Raw genomic sequence first — 12,934 nt, 5'->3', positions numbered from 1 at the left:
CTCGGTCATCGCGTAGGAGACACCGGCCGGAGGGGCGTTGAAATCCCTCCGGCGGCGTCGCCTTCTTGGCAAGGCGGGGGCTTAAAGCCCCAGATCTGCCAATCGCTGGATGTTTTCCTTGTCCAGGGACTCAAGCTTCTGTGCCTGGATCAGGCGCTTGTCGGGGAAGACCTTGACGGGTCCGACCTCGACCAGCTCCATGCCGTCGGTGATCTCCTTGCCAGCCGCGAGTAAGGTCGCGAGCTGCACGAAGACTTGGCCTGCAATCAGCGGATTCCAGATATAGCCGCCGCGGATCACGCCGCTTTTGACATATTTGATCCCCTGGCCGGGCGAGAAGCCGCCAACGAGCACGATGGACTTCGCCTTGCCGCGATCGTCGAGCACCTTCGCGGCGCCGATCGGCCCCTGCGATCCGAAGGTCAGGATACCCTTCAGATCGGGATGGGCACGCAGCTGGTCCTGCGTCGTCTTGATCGAGTCATCGAGGCTTTCGGCAACGCCGAAGCGATCGCCGAGCATCTCCATCTTCGGATATTTCTTCTTCTGGTAGGCAATCGCCGCATCGGCCCAGGCATTGTGCAGCGGCACGGTCAGGGAGCCGACATAGACGATATACTTGCCTTCTTCTTTCATTTCCTTGGCGATCAGATCCATGTGCTGCTCGCCATAGGCTTCGACGGTGGTCAGCTCGAAGTCCCAATCATTGTTCTTCTGGTTGGGGCTCTCATGCGAGATCACCTTGATGCCGGCAGCCTTTGCCTTGCCGAGTACCGGCTCCAGGGCGGCTGCGTCGTTCGGCACCACGCCGATCACGTCCACCTTGCGGGCGATCAGATCCTCAATGGCGCGGACCTGCTGGGCGGCGTCGGCCTGTGTCGGGCCGATCATCCATGCATTCGCCTTGAGGGCCTGGGATTCCTTCTTGATGCCCATCTCCATGGCGTTGAACCAGGGGATGCCACCGATCTTCACCACGATGCCGGCCTGAACCTGCTTCGCCTGCGCCATCGTCAGGTTCGGCAAGCCGAAGACCCCTGCCACGGCTCCGCCGGTCAGCGTGCCGAGTAGACTGCGTCTTGTAATTTTCATGATGTTCTCCTCCTCCGTTTTATTTCAAGCAGCCGTGCTCGACCGCCCTCCTTCTCGCAGCGTCGAGCCGCGAACCTCCACCGAGCACGCCAGGCGCAAAGTCCTGACGGGGTCGGCATTCCCTCCCATTCGACGGGAGAGCTGCTGCCAGGCGGCCGTTGCCATTTCCTCAATTGGCTGACGGACGGTGGTAATTGCGGGCCGAACGAGGCGCATCCATTCGGCTTCGTCGAAACAGGCAAATGCAAGATCGCCAGGCGCTGAAAGACCGAGATCGGTCATCGTCTGGTAGGCGATGAGTGCTGTGATATGGTCGAGCGCGAAAAGCGCTTCCGGCCGCCGCTGCGTCAGCGTCTCGTGCAGCTGCTGGCGAATGCCTTTCGCCTCAAGCCCGACTTCGAGCATGGAGAGAGCCATGCCCCCGGCGGCCGAGGCGGCACCTTCCCAGCGTTCGCGAATATTGCTGATCGACAGCATGCTGCCAGCAACCGTGCAGGACCGATAGCCTTGCTCCGAGAGATGGGCACTGATCGCGGCGGCCGATTGCGCATTGTTGACGGCGATGAGGTCGAAATCCGGCTCGTCCGGCAAGCGGTCCACGACGACGATCGGCATATGCATGGATGGGGGTGTCCGATCGCTGAGCGCGCCGTCGCAGGGAATGACGATCAGGCCGGCGGGCCGCCAGGAACGGATGGCGTGCAGGCGCTCCTTCTCCTGCTCCACATCATTCGCGGCGCTGACGACCAGCAGATCGAAGCCATCTTCTCTGGCGAGTGTCTCAAGAGTGGAAACGAAGGTGCCGAACATCGGGTTGGAAAGATCCGGCACCACGACACCAGCGAGCGAATGCTTGCCGGAGCGCAGACGAGAGGCGGCGCTGTCGGTCACGTAACCCAGCTCGGCCACCACACTGCGGACGCGTTCGATCAGCTCGGGCGCCACACTCGGCTTTGCGTTCAAGACGTTCGAAACCGTGGCGGGGGAGACCCCCGCGCGCTCGGCAACTGTCTTGATCGAAACCGGTGGTCTGCGCTTCAACGTGCTTTCCCGGCGGTGCCGAGCCTCCCGTAAAACGTTTTATGAAAAGCTAGACTTTCCGTTCGAGCGTGTCAATATTGCTCCGGTTAGCACTTTTTGGGGTGGCTGATCGTGCGGCGGGGAACCTGAGGCGCCGCCGGAGATGGAGGAGGAGACATTCAATGAACAAGCTCGGTGTGCATGCATTCGTCTGGGAAAAGGGCTGGAGCAGGGAAGAGAGCAGCCGAGCGATCGCCCGCTCTGCCGCAACTGGATACGACCTGATCGAAGTCTCGGCGATGGATATGAACGAGATCGATCCGGCCCATACGCGGGCGGAACTCGACAGACATGGATTGGGGTGTACATTCTCATTCGGGATGGGAGCGGAGGAGGATATTTCGAGCAACGACCCCGATAAGATGAAGCGGGGCGAAGCCAAGTTGGAGCGCGCGGTGGCGCTCGCCCGGGATCTCGGCGCGACCCACATCGCCGGTATTCTCTATTCCGCTTTCCAGAAATATGCCGTGCCGCCGACCGCCGACGGCATCAGCCATTCCGTCGATATCCTTCGCCGCGTCGCTGAAAAGGCGGCAGCCAGCAACGTCATTATGGGGCTGGAAGTGGTCAATCGCTACGAGACCAATGTCCTCAACACGGCGGCTCAAGGCGTCGAAATGTGTAAGCGCATTGGCGCGCCGAACGTCAAGGTTCATCTCGATGTCTATCATATGAACATCGAGGAATCGGATATCTCGCAGGCGATCATCGAGACGGGCGATTACCTCGGCTATTTCCACACCGGCGATTCCCATCGCGGTTATATGGGTTCGGGCTCGATCGATCTGGCGAGCGTATTCCGGGCGCTGGTGAAGGCGAACTACAACGGACCGATCACCTTCGAATCCTTTTCGTCCCGGGTCGTCGGTCAGCCACTTGAGGGGATACTCGGCATCTGGCGCAACCTGTGGGACGACAGCGAGGATCTGGCGGCTCATGCCCTGATGTACACCAAGGCACAGTTGAAGTCGGCGCAGGAAGCGCAAAACCAGAAAGCACGAAGCCGCTTGCCGGCATAGGCCGGCGCAAGAGGCCTTTTCGTTTATCCTGTGGCCGCGTGCAGATCACGCGGCCTCCAGTGCTTACCCATGGCGATAGGCCCATTCGGACAGCGCGCTCATGCCCAATCGCTGCATGAGTTCGTAGGCAACCCGGCGGTTGATGGGGTTGTGCAGCCGGATGACCTTGGAGCCTAGAAAATCCATCTCGGTCTGTTCGAACGGCCTGAGATGCGAGGCCTCCTTGACTGTCGCCTGATAGAGATCGTGAAACTCCCGGCGGCAAACATAGGTCTTATATTTCGTCATGCAGAAAGCCGCGAACGTATCGCTGTTCCTGCGCAGGAAATCCGAGACGCCGATGGTGACCTCAGGCCAGGCGGGATTGAAGGTGTCATCGAAAGCGATGATGCCGTGATCCGCCAGAACGTTTTTCGCGAGGCGGCTGTCGGCGACGACATGATGCAGCAGATGTCCGCCGTCGATGCTGAAGAAGCGAACCTGGCCGATCTTGTCGGTGATCGCCTGTGGATCGAGCCTGGTGCTGTCGCCGGATATGACGAGTTCCTCGTCAACGGGGATACCCAGCGATTTGCCATTGTCGAGGAAACGTTGGTACTGCGCGTCATCCGCTTCGATATCGAAAAGGTCGATGGCGAGCACATTGGTGTCTGGCGCGCTGAGCTTTCGCAACAGAAAGTAGGAGCGGCCGTAATAGACGCCGATTTCGGCAAGACCGCCGGACAAGTTCTCTTCATTCTGTTTTCCGATCAGTGACAGGAAGACCAGGGCGTCTGGCGGATCAATGTAGCCATCGATTTTCTGCAGATCGTGAAACACAAATTTCCGAACGTTCGACTTCAAAATCCAAAACCTCACTGATTGTCGTCATGCATCGCGCAGATCGTTGCGCGCCGTTTGGCCCGCACACAGATCGGATGTGAAATGCAGATCTCTTTTCCAAAACATTTCTGAAATGTTTCCAGATATCTCCGGTTGGTTACAAACCTACCGAAATTGGGGCATGCACGCGTCAATGCCAGCGTGGTCAGGGTAGATTTCGACTTTTGTGTCGCGTTGCGTATCGTGGTTGCGCAGGTTGGATATTGTCGTCGGAAGGTTGCGCCCGGCGCCACAGGCTGGTTCGGTTATGAACGCAGACGCGGTTATGTGCTTGGTCTCAAGCATTATTAGCGCATCCGTCCTGAACGGAGGGATGCGCTATGGCGACGTTTTACGTGGGCGTGCTGCGATGCAGACTAGCTACATGCGAAGATGCTTTCAGGATGTTTTATGCTGCCAGATCTCACATTTGTCCGATGCCGCTCAGGCCTATGAGCGCACCTGCGGCGAGCACGATCAGCGGATGAATACGGGTCGTGGTTGTTGCCAAGGCAGCGATGACGACGATGAGCGCCAATATCCATTCCTGGGCTGATGCCTCGGTGATGACAGATGCGCTGGCGGTGACGAGGCCCGCCGTCATCGGCACGAGCCCGGCCTGCACGATGCGGCGCCAGGGGTTGTCCTTGAAGCGTTCCCAGACATGCAGGGCAATCCCGGTCAGAAGCGAAGACGGTCCGAACTTGGCCAGCGACGTCACCAGCACGCCGGCGCCGCCAGCCACATGCCATCCGACGAGCGGCACGATCATCATGTTCGGGCCGGGAGCAGCCTGGGCGAGGGCGAACATTGCGCCGAATTGTTGGGCCGACATCCAGTGATGGATATCGACGACCTGCCGCTGCATCTCGGGCAGGATTGTGTTGCCGCCGCCGAAGGCCAGCAGTGAGAGCTGCGTGAAGATCACGGTCAGAGCAAGAAGCGTCGCCATCATGATTGCAGCCTCCAGGTCAGCAGGATGCTAAGCGGCGCAAGCACCAGCATGGTCGGCAACAACGGTAGCCGCAGGATTGCGATAGCGAAAAAACAGAGGACGGTAATCGCGATGGCAACGGGTTTGCGGCGTAAGGGCAGGACAATCTTGATCGCCATGGACACCAGGAGGCCGGCGGCGGCGGCGGCCAGTCCGGCGAACAGATGCCGGATATGAGGATCGTCATAGAAGCGATCATAGAGCATGCCGAGCGCAATCACGATCACAGTCGGCGCGGCGATCAGCCCGAGAAGTGCGGCGAAGGCTCCGGCAATACCGCGAAATTTGAGGCCGATGGCGACGGACATGTTGATGATATTACCGCCCGGCAGGAACTGACACAGGCCGAGAAGATCGGTGAATTCCTCGCCGCTGAGCCAGCGACGTTCCTCGACCACCATTCGCCGCGCTAGCGGCAGCACGCCGCCAAACCCGATCAGGCCGAGGAATAGGAAGCCGGTGAACAGTTCGGTCGATGTCGGCGTGTCACGCTCGACGATGTCAGGGGGAGCAGAAATTGCCATGATCTATCCTGTCGTGTCGTCTCTAAATTCTGACGACAGGATAAGCCTCGCGCGAACCAACGTCCAATATATGGATAGTGAGCCATCCATATGTTATGCATATGGATATGATCGAGCTTCGCCATCTTCGCTATGCCGTCGCTGTTGCGGACGCCGGGCATATTACCCGCGCCGCAGAGCAGCTGGGTATCCAGCAACCGCCGCTCAGCCAGCAGATCCGCGCGCTGGAGACCATGATCGGCACGCCGTTGTTCCATCGCCTGCCGCGCGGAATGGCGCTGACCGCCGCCGGACAAACCCTGGTGGACAGAGCGCGCATCATTCTGGCGGATGTGGATCTCGCCATTGAGGCCACGCAACGCTCGGCGCGCGGCGAGCAGGGCAATCTTGCCATCGGCTTCACGAGTTCAGCCGCGTTTCATCCGCTGGTCTCCTCGATGGTCCGCTCTCTCAAGCAATCGGCGCCGGATGTGTCACTTGCTCTCGAGGAGGCCAGTACGGGAGATCTTATCGAGGCTCTGCGGGCGCAGCGGCTTGACGTCGCCTTCGTCCGCTCGCCGGTCGACGCTTCGGCGGGACTGGTGATCGAGCCGATCCTTGACGAGGAAATGCTGGTGGCGCTGCCAGATCAGCATCCTCTGGCGACGGGGGCGGTCTCGCGGCGCATCCCGCTTCTCGACCTGGCAAACGAGACTTTCATTCTCTACCGACGTCCGTCAGGCCCCGGACTCTACGACAGCATCATCGCGGCATGCCGCGCGGCTGGCTTTAGCCCACGGATCGGTCAGGAGGCGCCGCGTTTGCTGTCGACACTGAGCCTCGTTGCCGCCAGCCTCGGGATTTCGATCATCCCTGAATCCATGGCGCGTCTGGAAGCGAATGGCATCGTCTATTTTCGGATTGAGAAGGCGGCGGGTCTGGTCGCGCCGCTACATCTGGCTTACCGGGACGAAACCCCGTCCGGGGTCGTCAGGCGCTTCATCGAGAGCGTGCGACAACATCGGTAATTCGGGCGCAATCGACCGGCTGCGTGAATCGCGGATCGGACCCCTCGCAGAAGCGGTCTAATTCAGCGGCCGGCGACTTCGGTGCCTTGGTCGGTGTAGGTGCCCTCACCAAGCCGAGCCTTCAGCCGGTTTTCCTGGCGGCGCTTGGTATAGGCCGTGCTGCGCGCCGCGGTCTCCTGCACCAGGGGATCATTGCGCATGTCGACGGCGGCGATGGCTTCGTCGCTATAGGGAAAGAGATCCTGACGGCCCCAGGCGCGCCAGGCTTTGGCGACAGTGAGACGCAGCCGGATATAGGTATAGGCATAGGCCGCGATGGTGCGCGCAAAGCGCCAGGCATAGCGGGCGTAGAAGGGAATCGGATTTTCGCGCGGCATGCCATAGCGCCGCTCATGGCGGTCGATGATGCGGCCGAGCCCGAATTCGGCGAAGGCAACGCCCTCGCGCCGTGGTCCCTCACGATAGGCAATCAGATTGTAAAGCGTCGTCAGCCGCATGCCGTTCTTGAGCTGTACCCGGCGCTTGAACACCCGTTCCATATGCTCGAAGTCGTAATAGCGCGCGCTGGCTTCGTGAAAAACGGCGTCGAGTTCGGCGTCGCTCATGCGTGCGTGATGGGTGACGCGGTGATTGAGATCATATTTGTTGAAGTCGGGGTCCATCCATACGCCCGCATCCTTCATCTTCTTGTGATCCTCGCTGCCGGGCAGAGGAGTGAGAATGTTGAAATAGAGGACGTCGATTGCCAGTTCCCGTTTGATCAGATCGACATCGCGCAGGATGGATTCCCGGGTATCGGCCGGAAAGCCGATGATGTAGCCGCAGCTGACCACCACCGGATGCCGCTTCCAATCCAGCACCATTTCACGATATTCCTCGATACGGTTCTGGCGTTTCTTGGCTGCCTCCAGATTGTCGGGGTTGATGTTTTCCAGCCCGATGAAGATCAGTCTCACCCCGGCCTTCACCACCTTGTCGATAAAGCCCGGGATGCGATGCGCCATGGTGTCGACCTGGATCAGCAGGCGAACCTCCAGCCCCTCCCGTTCGCGCAGCTCGATCAACCGGTCGCAATAGGCTTCCCAGTTGCGGTTGCGGGCAAAATTGTCATCGGTTACGAAAAATTTGGTGACGCCGGCTGCTGCGTTCAGGCGGACAATCCTCTCGAGTTCGTCTGCCGTACGGAAGCGGCTATGACGCCCCTGCACATTGATGATGGTGCAGAAGGAACACTCGAACGGACAGCCGCGGCCAAGATCGAAACTCGACCAGTGCGTGAAGGAACGCCGCACGATAGGCCCCGGCAGCAGCGGCACCGGCGAACCCGGCAGGACGGGCTCTTTCTTGAGATGGTTATAGAGTGGCTTCAGCGTGCCCGCCAAGGCGTCTTGCAGCACGGCATCCAGACGGTCGGGCTCGGCTTCACCGGCAAACTGGCTGACGCCCAGCTCCCGGGCCAGAGCCAACTCCTCGGCATCTTCGCCGAGCATGGCGACACAGCCGGAGACATGGAAACCACCGATACAGACCGGCACACCCGCTTGGCGCAAGGGGCGCGCGATATCCATTGCCCGAGGATACTGGTTGGTCTGTACGCCAACAAGCATGACGATAGCCCGTGTTCCCTCGGTGCTATGGCTCTTCAGGATGGCAGGAATATCGACCCGCGTATTTGTTTCGTCAATGGCGTGGACCTGTACATCGATCCCCGCACCGAACACGCCGCGCGACGCCGCATCATCGACCAAGGCCCAGACACAGGCGAGCGAATTGGAGGGAATGGCGGAGCGGATCCAGCGGATCGGATAGCCATTGTCATCATACCGCGTGGCCTTGATGAGCCATATGTCTACGCGGCTTATAGGTACTATTGGAGAAAGACTGTCATTCGCCGACTCGATGAGTGGATGCCCCCGCATGCGATGCCCCCAATCCAGCTACTTCTAATTTAGCTTTATGTACTCCCATTGCTACGTCAAGGGGATATTAGAAGATCTTGATGTGATGGGCGCTAAAGTGACGCAAATAACGGGAGCATCGGCCAATGTGTAACGCCGGAGGCGCGTTAAGGCTCGTCTGACCGGGCTTACGGCGAGATGATGGCGGGTCGGCGGTCATTGTTCGGTATTCGGTCGTAACTGGAGCGCGGGGCAACCCCGTGCTCCAAGGGCAACGGCTCGGCGGCGCGAGCGGTTGCCGGTCTGCTTGTTTGGCGTTATGCCTGTCTCGCCTTGCGACTGGCATAGCGACGGTCGCGCTCAGCCTTCCGGGCGGCTTCTTCCTCGATCTCGCGAGCGATGCGGTCACGCTCGGCCGTCTCGCGTGCTTCGATCTCGGCTTTGGCGGCGGCTTCAGCGGCAGCCTGACGTTCTATGGCTTCAGCCTGCAGGCGCTCGCGTTCTTCGAGCTTTGCCCGCTGCTGCTCGGCGTGTCGCTTTTCCCTGGCGGCGGCAACGGCCTGGCGCTCTGCCTGCTTGGCAAGCTTGCTGGGATCGTTACTATCTTTTGCAGCGCGAAAGGCGTTAAGAAGAGCAGCTTTCGCTTCCTTGGCCGCACCGCGGCGATCGGAAAGTTCGTTGTTTCTGGCGTTTTTCAAGGCTCGGTCCTGGTTGTTGGTCTTCTGAGCCGAAGCTCAGATTTTTCCTGCGCGTTTTGCGGCAAGGGCAGTGGCCACTTTCAGCCGCGTCTCGGATTCTTTTGCTTCGCGGGCTTCCCGCAGCCGCAAGGTCTTTTCCTGCCGTGCGCGGACAAGCGAGTCAAGTTCGTCGACCGCGCTGTTGCGCGCAAAGAACTGCGACTGCGCATCACCGAACGCAATTTCCGCCTGCTGGCGAGATTTGCTGTGTTTCTCTGTCATGGTGCGTCCTGAATTTGAGGGCCGCTAGGCGGGCGTCAATAAAAAAGGCCAGGCAACTTGCCTGACCTCGCTGGTATCATGCTCTCAACAGTGCCGGTACATCCGCGGTCAAAGGAAAGCAGATCTCAATTCAAGCAGCCTGAAGGTTGCAAGCGGACAGTTTGCCCGACTTGTTGTCACGCTCAAGTTCGTAGGCGATCTTCTGGCCTTCGACGATTTCGCGCATTCCGGCGCGCTCGACGGCAGAGATGTGAACGAAGGCATCAGCGCCGCCGTCGTCAGGCTGAATGAAACCGAAGCCCTTGGTGGAATTAAACCATTTAACTGTGCCAGTGGTCATGATGAACCCTTTCATAGCAATATTAAAGAACCACGACGCCAATGCGTCGCGGATGATGATAACGATTTTTGAAAGGAAGGTTCGTTCAGGGCGCGGTGCTAAACGCGCGGTAACCAAAGCTCAGCAAGCAAATATCGACTTTCAGACCCTAGTCGTTCTTATTATGTTTGTCAACTTTTAGTTTTTTGTCGCGCTTGGCTGCTTTGTATAGTTGTATTTTCTGATCCTGCAATTGGGTGAGATCGATGGCGGTCCGCTTTGATCCCGCCGAAGCTCACATCGCTGAAGGCATGGCGGTATCATATCGTATAAGTGTGACGCCGTCTGTATTGCGGATATTGCACCCCCCAATATCGTGCACTGGCTGGAACTGTGGAGGATGTGGGAGCGAACCGTTTGCCCATGGGGAGGTGATTTTTATGAGAAATACAATTCTCCACTTCAAATTTTCCCATGCGTGCCTTTTGCTTTGCACAATCGCTCCTTCCAGTGGTGTCTCCGAGGATCTGCAGAACTCCGGCAGGCTATCAAGTGCGGCTGAGGTTCAGCGCGTTGTTCCATCGCCCACGGGAACAGTGAACGCGCTGGATTATGGCCTCGTAAGTGACCCTTCCTGCGCGATTGATGCAACGAAATCGCTGAACGCAGCTGTCGTGGCAGCCGCTGGCAGAAAACTCATTTTACCTGCGGGAACATTCTGCCTAAACACGGCGACAAGCACTTTGAAAATTGTTTCCACCACGGAAATCCAAGGACAGGGCGGCGCAACCATCATTCAGTGGAATGCGCCAAGCGGCTCCCCTGCTGCACCCGTCGTTGATGTACTCGCTTCGGCACCCGGCACCGTCATTGACAATCTAAGCATAGACGCACTGCCGAAGGGAGCGTCCTATACGACGCCAACATATTTCGGCAGCAATCCTTGGGGCGGCGTTGCATTCGTGATCCAGGCCGATCGGTTTCACGGCACGAACCTACGGGTCAGCGAGGGATATAATAATTGCATTGGTATCGGCGCCATGAAGGGCAGCGTGGGTGTCTGGGCAAGGCCTTCCTTTGTAATTCTCGATAATATTCATACCTCGAATTGCGGCTCCGGCGATGAAACGAGTGGTCCTATCTTGGGGCATAATGGCGCGGGGATAGACAATGGCGCCGGCAGTGGCGCGATTATCTCCAACGCAATTGACGTTCAATCCTATGTCGGCTTCATCAACGACATCGGCGGGGGAGCGTACGGGACCTGGAGCAATATCTCCTCGTACGGTGCCAAGATCGACCCGAAAAACAGTCATCTGGACCAATCCGGAATTGGCTTTGCCACCTATTCCCCAAATTCGGTTTACAGCAACATCGCAGTCTATAATGCTGAAAACTATGGGATATGGAGCGATTTCTACGCCTATGATTCCGTTTGGTCGAACGTCCTGGTCAAGAATCCCAATAAGTACTGTGTGAACATCAAGGGGCCGGCGACATTCAATAATCTGCAATGCACGGACCCGAGTGCTGCCGGATTGGCGGCATATCCCGCCCTGCTCATCGATACCTCGGGTGCGCCCTGGGTCCAAAACCTGACGATAAACAACTTCAGCCTGTCGGGGAAAAATCAAAGCGTTGCCATTCAAGCAACGAGCAGAGCCACCAAGAACAATATGATGGGCCTGATCACGGCCGGCCCGTTGAGCGGCGTTAACGCCGCATACAGCATCGACAGCACGATTACTGGCTTGCAGATCGTTAGCAAAGGCGCGCATGGCGTTGGATATGGAAACCCCTTTGCCGCTTACCCATGGGATTTCGCTGGAACACTGAGAGCGCAGGCATCTGCCGCAAATGCCTCCTGGAAAACCTGCGCCTATGGGAGCAACACCTGTGCCAACAGCGGCAATGTCTACATCGCCGACTTTGCCTCTCCGGAAAAACGCCTCGGCATGGGGTATGATCCGGTCAATGATCTCTTTGTTTTTCAAAGCATTCAGGCGGACGCCTTAACAAAGCCGCTGGCGCTTAATCCGTCCGGCGGCAGCGTCCAAGTAGGGCAGCAATCATTGTCCACCAATGCCTCTACCGGGTTCCCATACATACCTGCAACAGCCGGCGCTCCCACAGGCGTACCGACCCCGGTGAACGGTATGGTGCCGATGCAATACGATACGACCAACCACAAATTTTGGATCTATGACGGCGGCTGGAAGAGCGTCACCGTCAATTGACCTGCTTGCTCCCGGTAGCGCTTCGCCTCGAAGCAGCGGCTCATGGATCAAGCAAAATCATCTCACGATATGCTCACTTTATTTTGACGCCGCAACGCCGACGAATGGGCGCTCCGGCCATTTCCTTTACGGCATCCCTTTCTTATTTCGCACTTGCACAAATATGCATGTGCTAATTTGCCGGGCTAGGGTGCACCCCCAGCCTTCCGTCCGGCCCCTGAGCAAAAGGACCAGACATGAATGACTTGCTAAAAGGTATCTCGAGCTTTCGCGGCGCGGTCTTTCCGAACCATTCGGCGCTTTATCGGAGGCTCGCGCAGGAGGGCCAGCAGCCGCAGGCCTTGATGATTTCCTGCGCGGACAGCCGGGTCATGCCCGAGACAATCACACAGTCGGGACCGGGGGAATTGTTTGTATGCCGCAATGCCGGCAACATCGTTCCGCCGTTCTCCACCGCAAATGGCGGCGTCTCCTCTGCCATCGAATATGCCGTCGTAGCGCTCGGAGTCCGTGACATCATCGTTTGCGGCCACTCCGATTGCGGCGCGATGAAAGGGCTATGCTGCCCGGAATTGCTGAAGCCGATGCCGAATGTCGCTGCCTGGCTGAAACACAGCTATGCCGCTCACTCGATCGTTTGCGAGGCCTATCCGGCCGACCTGTCCGAACGCCAAAAGGTGCGGGCCGTCGCCATGGAGAATGTCGTGGTCCAGCTGAACCATCTTCGCACGCATCCCTCCGTTGCGGCCAAGCTTGCGACCAACGACGTCACGCTGCACGGCTGGTTCTTCGATATCGAAACCGGCGAGGTGCAGGTCTATGATGGTGCAGCCGCGCGCTTTACCGAAATACATGAGGACCGGCCATTGCCGGTCGCCGTGACCGGTCGCGGTCATCTGCGTGTCACGCCGCAGTCTGCTGCTGCCCTTGTTGCGGAGTAGCTC

The 12,934-nt window shown here is 58.6% G+C and carries 13 protein-coding genes; 4 read left to right on the top strand and 9 right to left on the bottom strand.

Annotated elements, in window-relative coordinates; genetic code table 11:
* Window positions 1–81: 81 nt before the first annotated feature.
* Window positions 82–1,092, bottom strand: a complete 1,011-nt coding sequence (locus AC1RO0_RS11695; protein ID WP_498593048.1) for a substrate-binding domain-containing protein — start codon at window positions 1,090–1,092, stop codon at window positions 82–84.
* 24 nt (window positions 1,093–1,116) lie between these two features.
* Entirely contained in the window at window positions 1,117–2,133 is a 1,017-nt protein-coding gene (locus tag AC1RO0_RS11690) for a LacI family DNA-binding transcriptional regulator (RefSeq protein WP_498593047.1), read from the bottom strand.
* Between the two features lie 161 nt (window positions 2,134–2,294).
* On the opposite strand from AC1RO0_RS11690, the gene AC1RO0_RS11685 reads away from it, so the two are divergent.
* Window positions 2,295–3,191, top strand: coding sequence for a sugar phosphate isomerase/epimerase family protein (locus AC1RO0_RS11685; RefSeq protein WP_498593046.1), 897 nt, complete (start codon window positions 2,295–2,297; stop codon window positions 3,189–3,191).
* Window positions 3,192–3,254: 63 nt separating this feature from the next.
* On the opposite strand, the gene AC1RO0_RS11680 is transcribed toward AC1RO0_RS11685, so the two are convergent.
* The 3 genes from AC1RO0_RS11680 to AC1RO0_RS11670 all read right to left on the bottom strand — a co-directional run bounded on the left by AC1RO0_RS11680 (window position 3,255) and on the right by AC1RO0_RS11670 (window position 5,570).
* The gene (locus tag AC1RO0_RS11680; RefSeq protein WP_498593045.1) at window positions 3,255–4,034 is read right to left on the bottom strand and encodes a class I SAM-dependent methyltransferase; all 780 of its coding nucleotides are present in this window, start codon (window positions 4,032–4,034) and stop codon (window positions 3,255–3,257) included.
* A gap of 442 nt (window positions 4,035–4,476) precedes the next feature.
* Window positions 4,477–5,007: a chromate transporter gene (locus AC1RO0_RS11675; RefSeq protein WP_498593044.1), complete on the bottom strand. Its 531-nt coding sequence runs from the start codon at window positions 5,005–5,007 to the stop codon at window positions 4,477–4,479.
* On the bottom strand, window positions 5,004–5,570 hold the full coding sequence (locus AC1RO0_RS11670; protein WP_498593043.1) for a chromate transporter: 567 nt from the start codon (window positions 5,568–5,570) through the stop codon (window positions 5,004–5,006). Before AC1RO0_RS11670 ends, AC1RO0_RS11675 begins: the two co-directional genes overlap by 4 nt.
* 107 nt (window positions 5,571–5,677) lie before the next feature.
* On the opposite strand from AC1RO0_RS11670, the gene AC1RO0_RS11665 reads away from it, so the two are divergent.
* Entirely contained in the window at window positions 5,678–6,577 is a 900-nt protein-coding gene (locus AC1RO0_RS11665; RefSeq protein ID WP_498593042.1) for a LysR family transcriptional regulator, read from the top strand.
* A 62-nt stretch (window positions 6,578–6,639) separates the two neighbouring features.
* Here the strand turns inward: AC1RO0_RS11665 and AC1RO0_RS11660 are convergent, their stop codons facing one another.
* The 4 genes from AC1RO0_RS11660 to AC1RO0_RS11645 all read right to left on the bottom strand — a co-directional run bounded on the left by AC1RO0_RS11660 (window position 6,640) and on the right by AC1RO0_RS11645 (window position 9,774).
* Window positions 6,640–8,496, bottom strand: a complete 1,857-nt coding sequence (locus AC1RO0_RS11660; protein ID WP_498593041.1) for a B12-binding domain-containing radical SAM protein — start codon at window positions 8,494–8,496, stop codon at window positions 6,640–6,642.
* A gap of 296 nt (window positions 8,497–8,792) precedes the next feature.
* Entirely contained in the window at window positions 8,793–9,173 is a 381-nt protein-coding gene (locus tag AC1RO0_RS11655; RefSeq protein WP_498593040.1) for a DUF6481 family protein, read from the bottom strand.
* A 36-nt stretch (window positions 9,174–9,209) separates the two neighbouring features.
* Window positions 9,210–9,434: a hypothetical protein gene (locus tag AC1RO0_RS11650; RefSeq protein WP_007691662.1), complete on the bottom strand. Its 225-nt coding sequence runs from the start codon at window positions 9,432–9,434 to the stop codon at window positions 9,210–9,212.
* A 130-nt stretch (window positions 9,435–9,564) separates the two neighbouring features.
* Window positions 9,565–9,774, bottom strand: coding sequence for a cold-shock protein (locus AC1RO0_RS11645; protein ID WP_007691656.1), 210 nt, complete (start codon window positions 9,772–9,774; stop codon window positions 9,565–9,567).
* A gap of 419 nt (window positions 9,775–10,193) precedes the next feature.
* Here AC1RO0_RS11645 and AC1RO0_RS11640 point away from each other — a divergent pair, with 419 nt between their 5' ends.
* Together AC1RO0_RS11640 and AC1RO0_RS11635 are read left to right on the top strand one after the other, a co-directional pair.
* Window positions 10,194–11,990, top strand: coding sequence for a hypothetical protein (locus AC1RO0_RS11640; RefSeq protein WP_498593039.1), 1,797 nt, complete (start codon window positions 10,194–10,196; stop codon window positions 11,988–11,990).
* A 236-nt stretch (window positions 11,991–12,226) separates the two neighbouring features.
* Complete coding sequence (locus AC1RO0_RS11635) at window positions 12,227–12,931, top strand: carbonic anhydrase (protein ID WP_498593038.1); 705 nt, start codon at window positions 12,227–12,229, stop codon at window positions 12,929–12,931.
* The last annotated feature ends 3 nt before the right edge of the window (window positions 12,932–12,934 follow it).

It is taken from the genome of Rhizobium sp. GW821-FHT14E12, from assembly GCF_058803745.1.
The sequence above is the reverse complement of the archived record's forward strand: the minus strand, read 5'-3'. Positions and strand labels throughout refer to the sequence as shown.

Excerpts from the sequence above, each read along its gene's own strand:
- AC1RO0_RS11695 (WP_498593048.1), bottom strand. The coding sequence starts at position 1,092 with ATGAAAATTACAAGACGCAGTCTACTCGGCACGCTGACCGGCGGAGCC.
- AC1RO0_RS11685 (WP_498593046.1), top strand. The coding sequence starts at position 2,295 with ATGAACAAGCTCGGTGTGCATGCATTCGTCTGGGAAAAGGGCTGGAGC.
- AC1RO0_RS11675 (WP_498593044.1), bottom strand. The coding sequence starts at position 5,007 with ATGATGGCGACGCTTCTTGCTCTGACCGTGATCTTCACGCAGCTCTCA.
- AC1RO0_RS11670 (WP_498593043.1), bottom strand. The coding sequence starts at position 5,570 with ATGGCAATTTCTGCTCCCCCTGACATCGTCGAGCGTGACACGCCGACA.
- AC1RO0_RS11665 (WP_498593042.1), top strand. The coding sequence starts at position 5,678 with ATGATCGAGCTTCGCCATCTTCGCTATGCCGTCGCTGTTGCGGACGCC.
- AC1RO0_RS11660 (WP_498593041.1), bottom strand. The coding sequence starts at position 8,496 with ATGCGGGGGCATCCACTCATCGAGTCGGCGAATGACAGTCTTTCTCCA.
- AC1RO0_RS11650 (WP_007691662.1), bottom strand. The coding sequence starts at position 9,434 with ATGACAGAGAAACACAGCAAATCTCGCCAGCAGGCGGAAATTGCGTTC.
- AC1RO0_RS11645 (WP_007691656.1), bottom strand. The coding sequence starts at position 9,774 with ATGACCACTGGCACAGTTAAATGGTTTAATTCCACCAAGGGCTTCGGT.
- AC1RO0_RS11640 (WP_498593039.1), top strand. The coding sequence starts at position 10,194 with ATGAGAAATACAATTCTCCACTTCAAATTTTCCCATGCGTGCCTTTTG.
- AC1RO0_RS11635 (WP_498593038.1), top strand. The coding sequence starts at position 12,227 with ATGAATGACTTGCTAAAAGGTATCTCGAGCTTTCGCGGCGCGGTCTTT.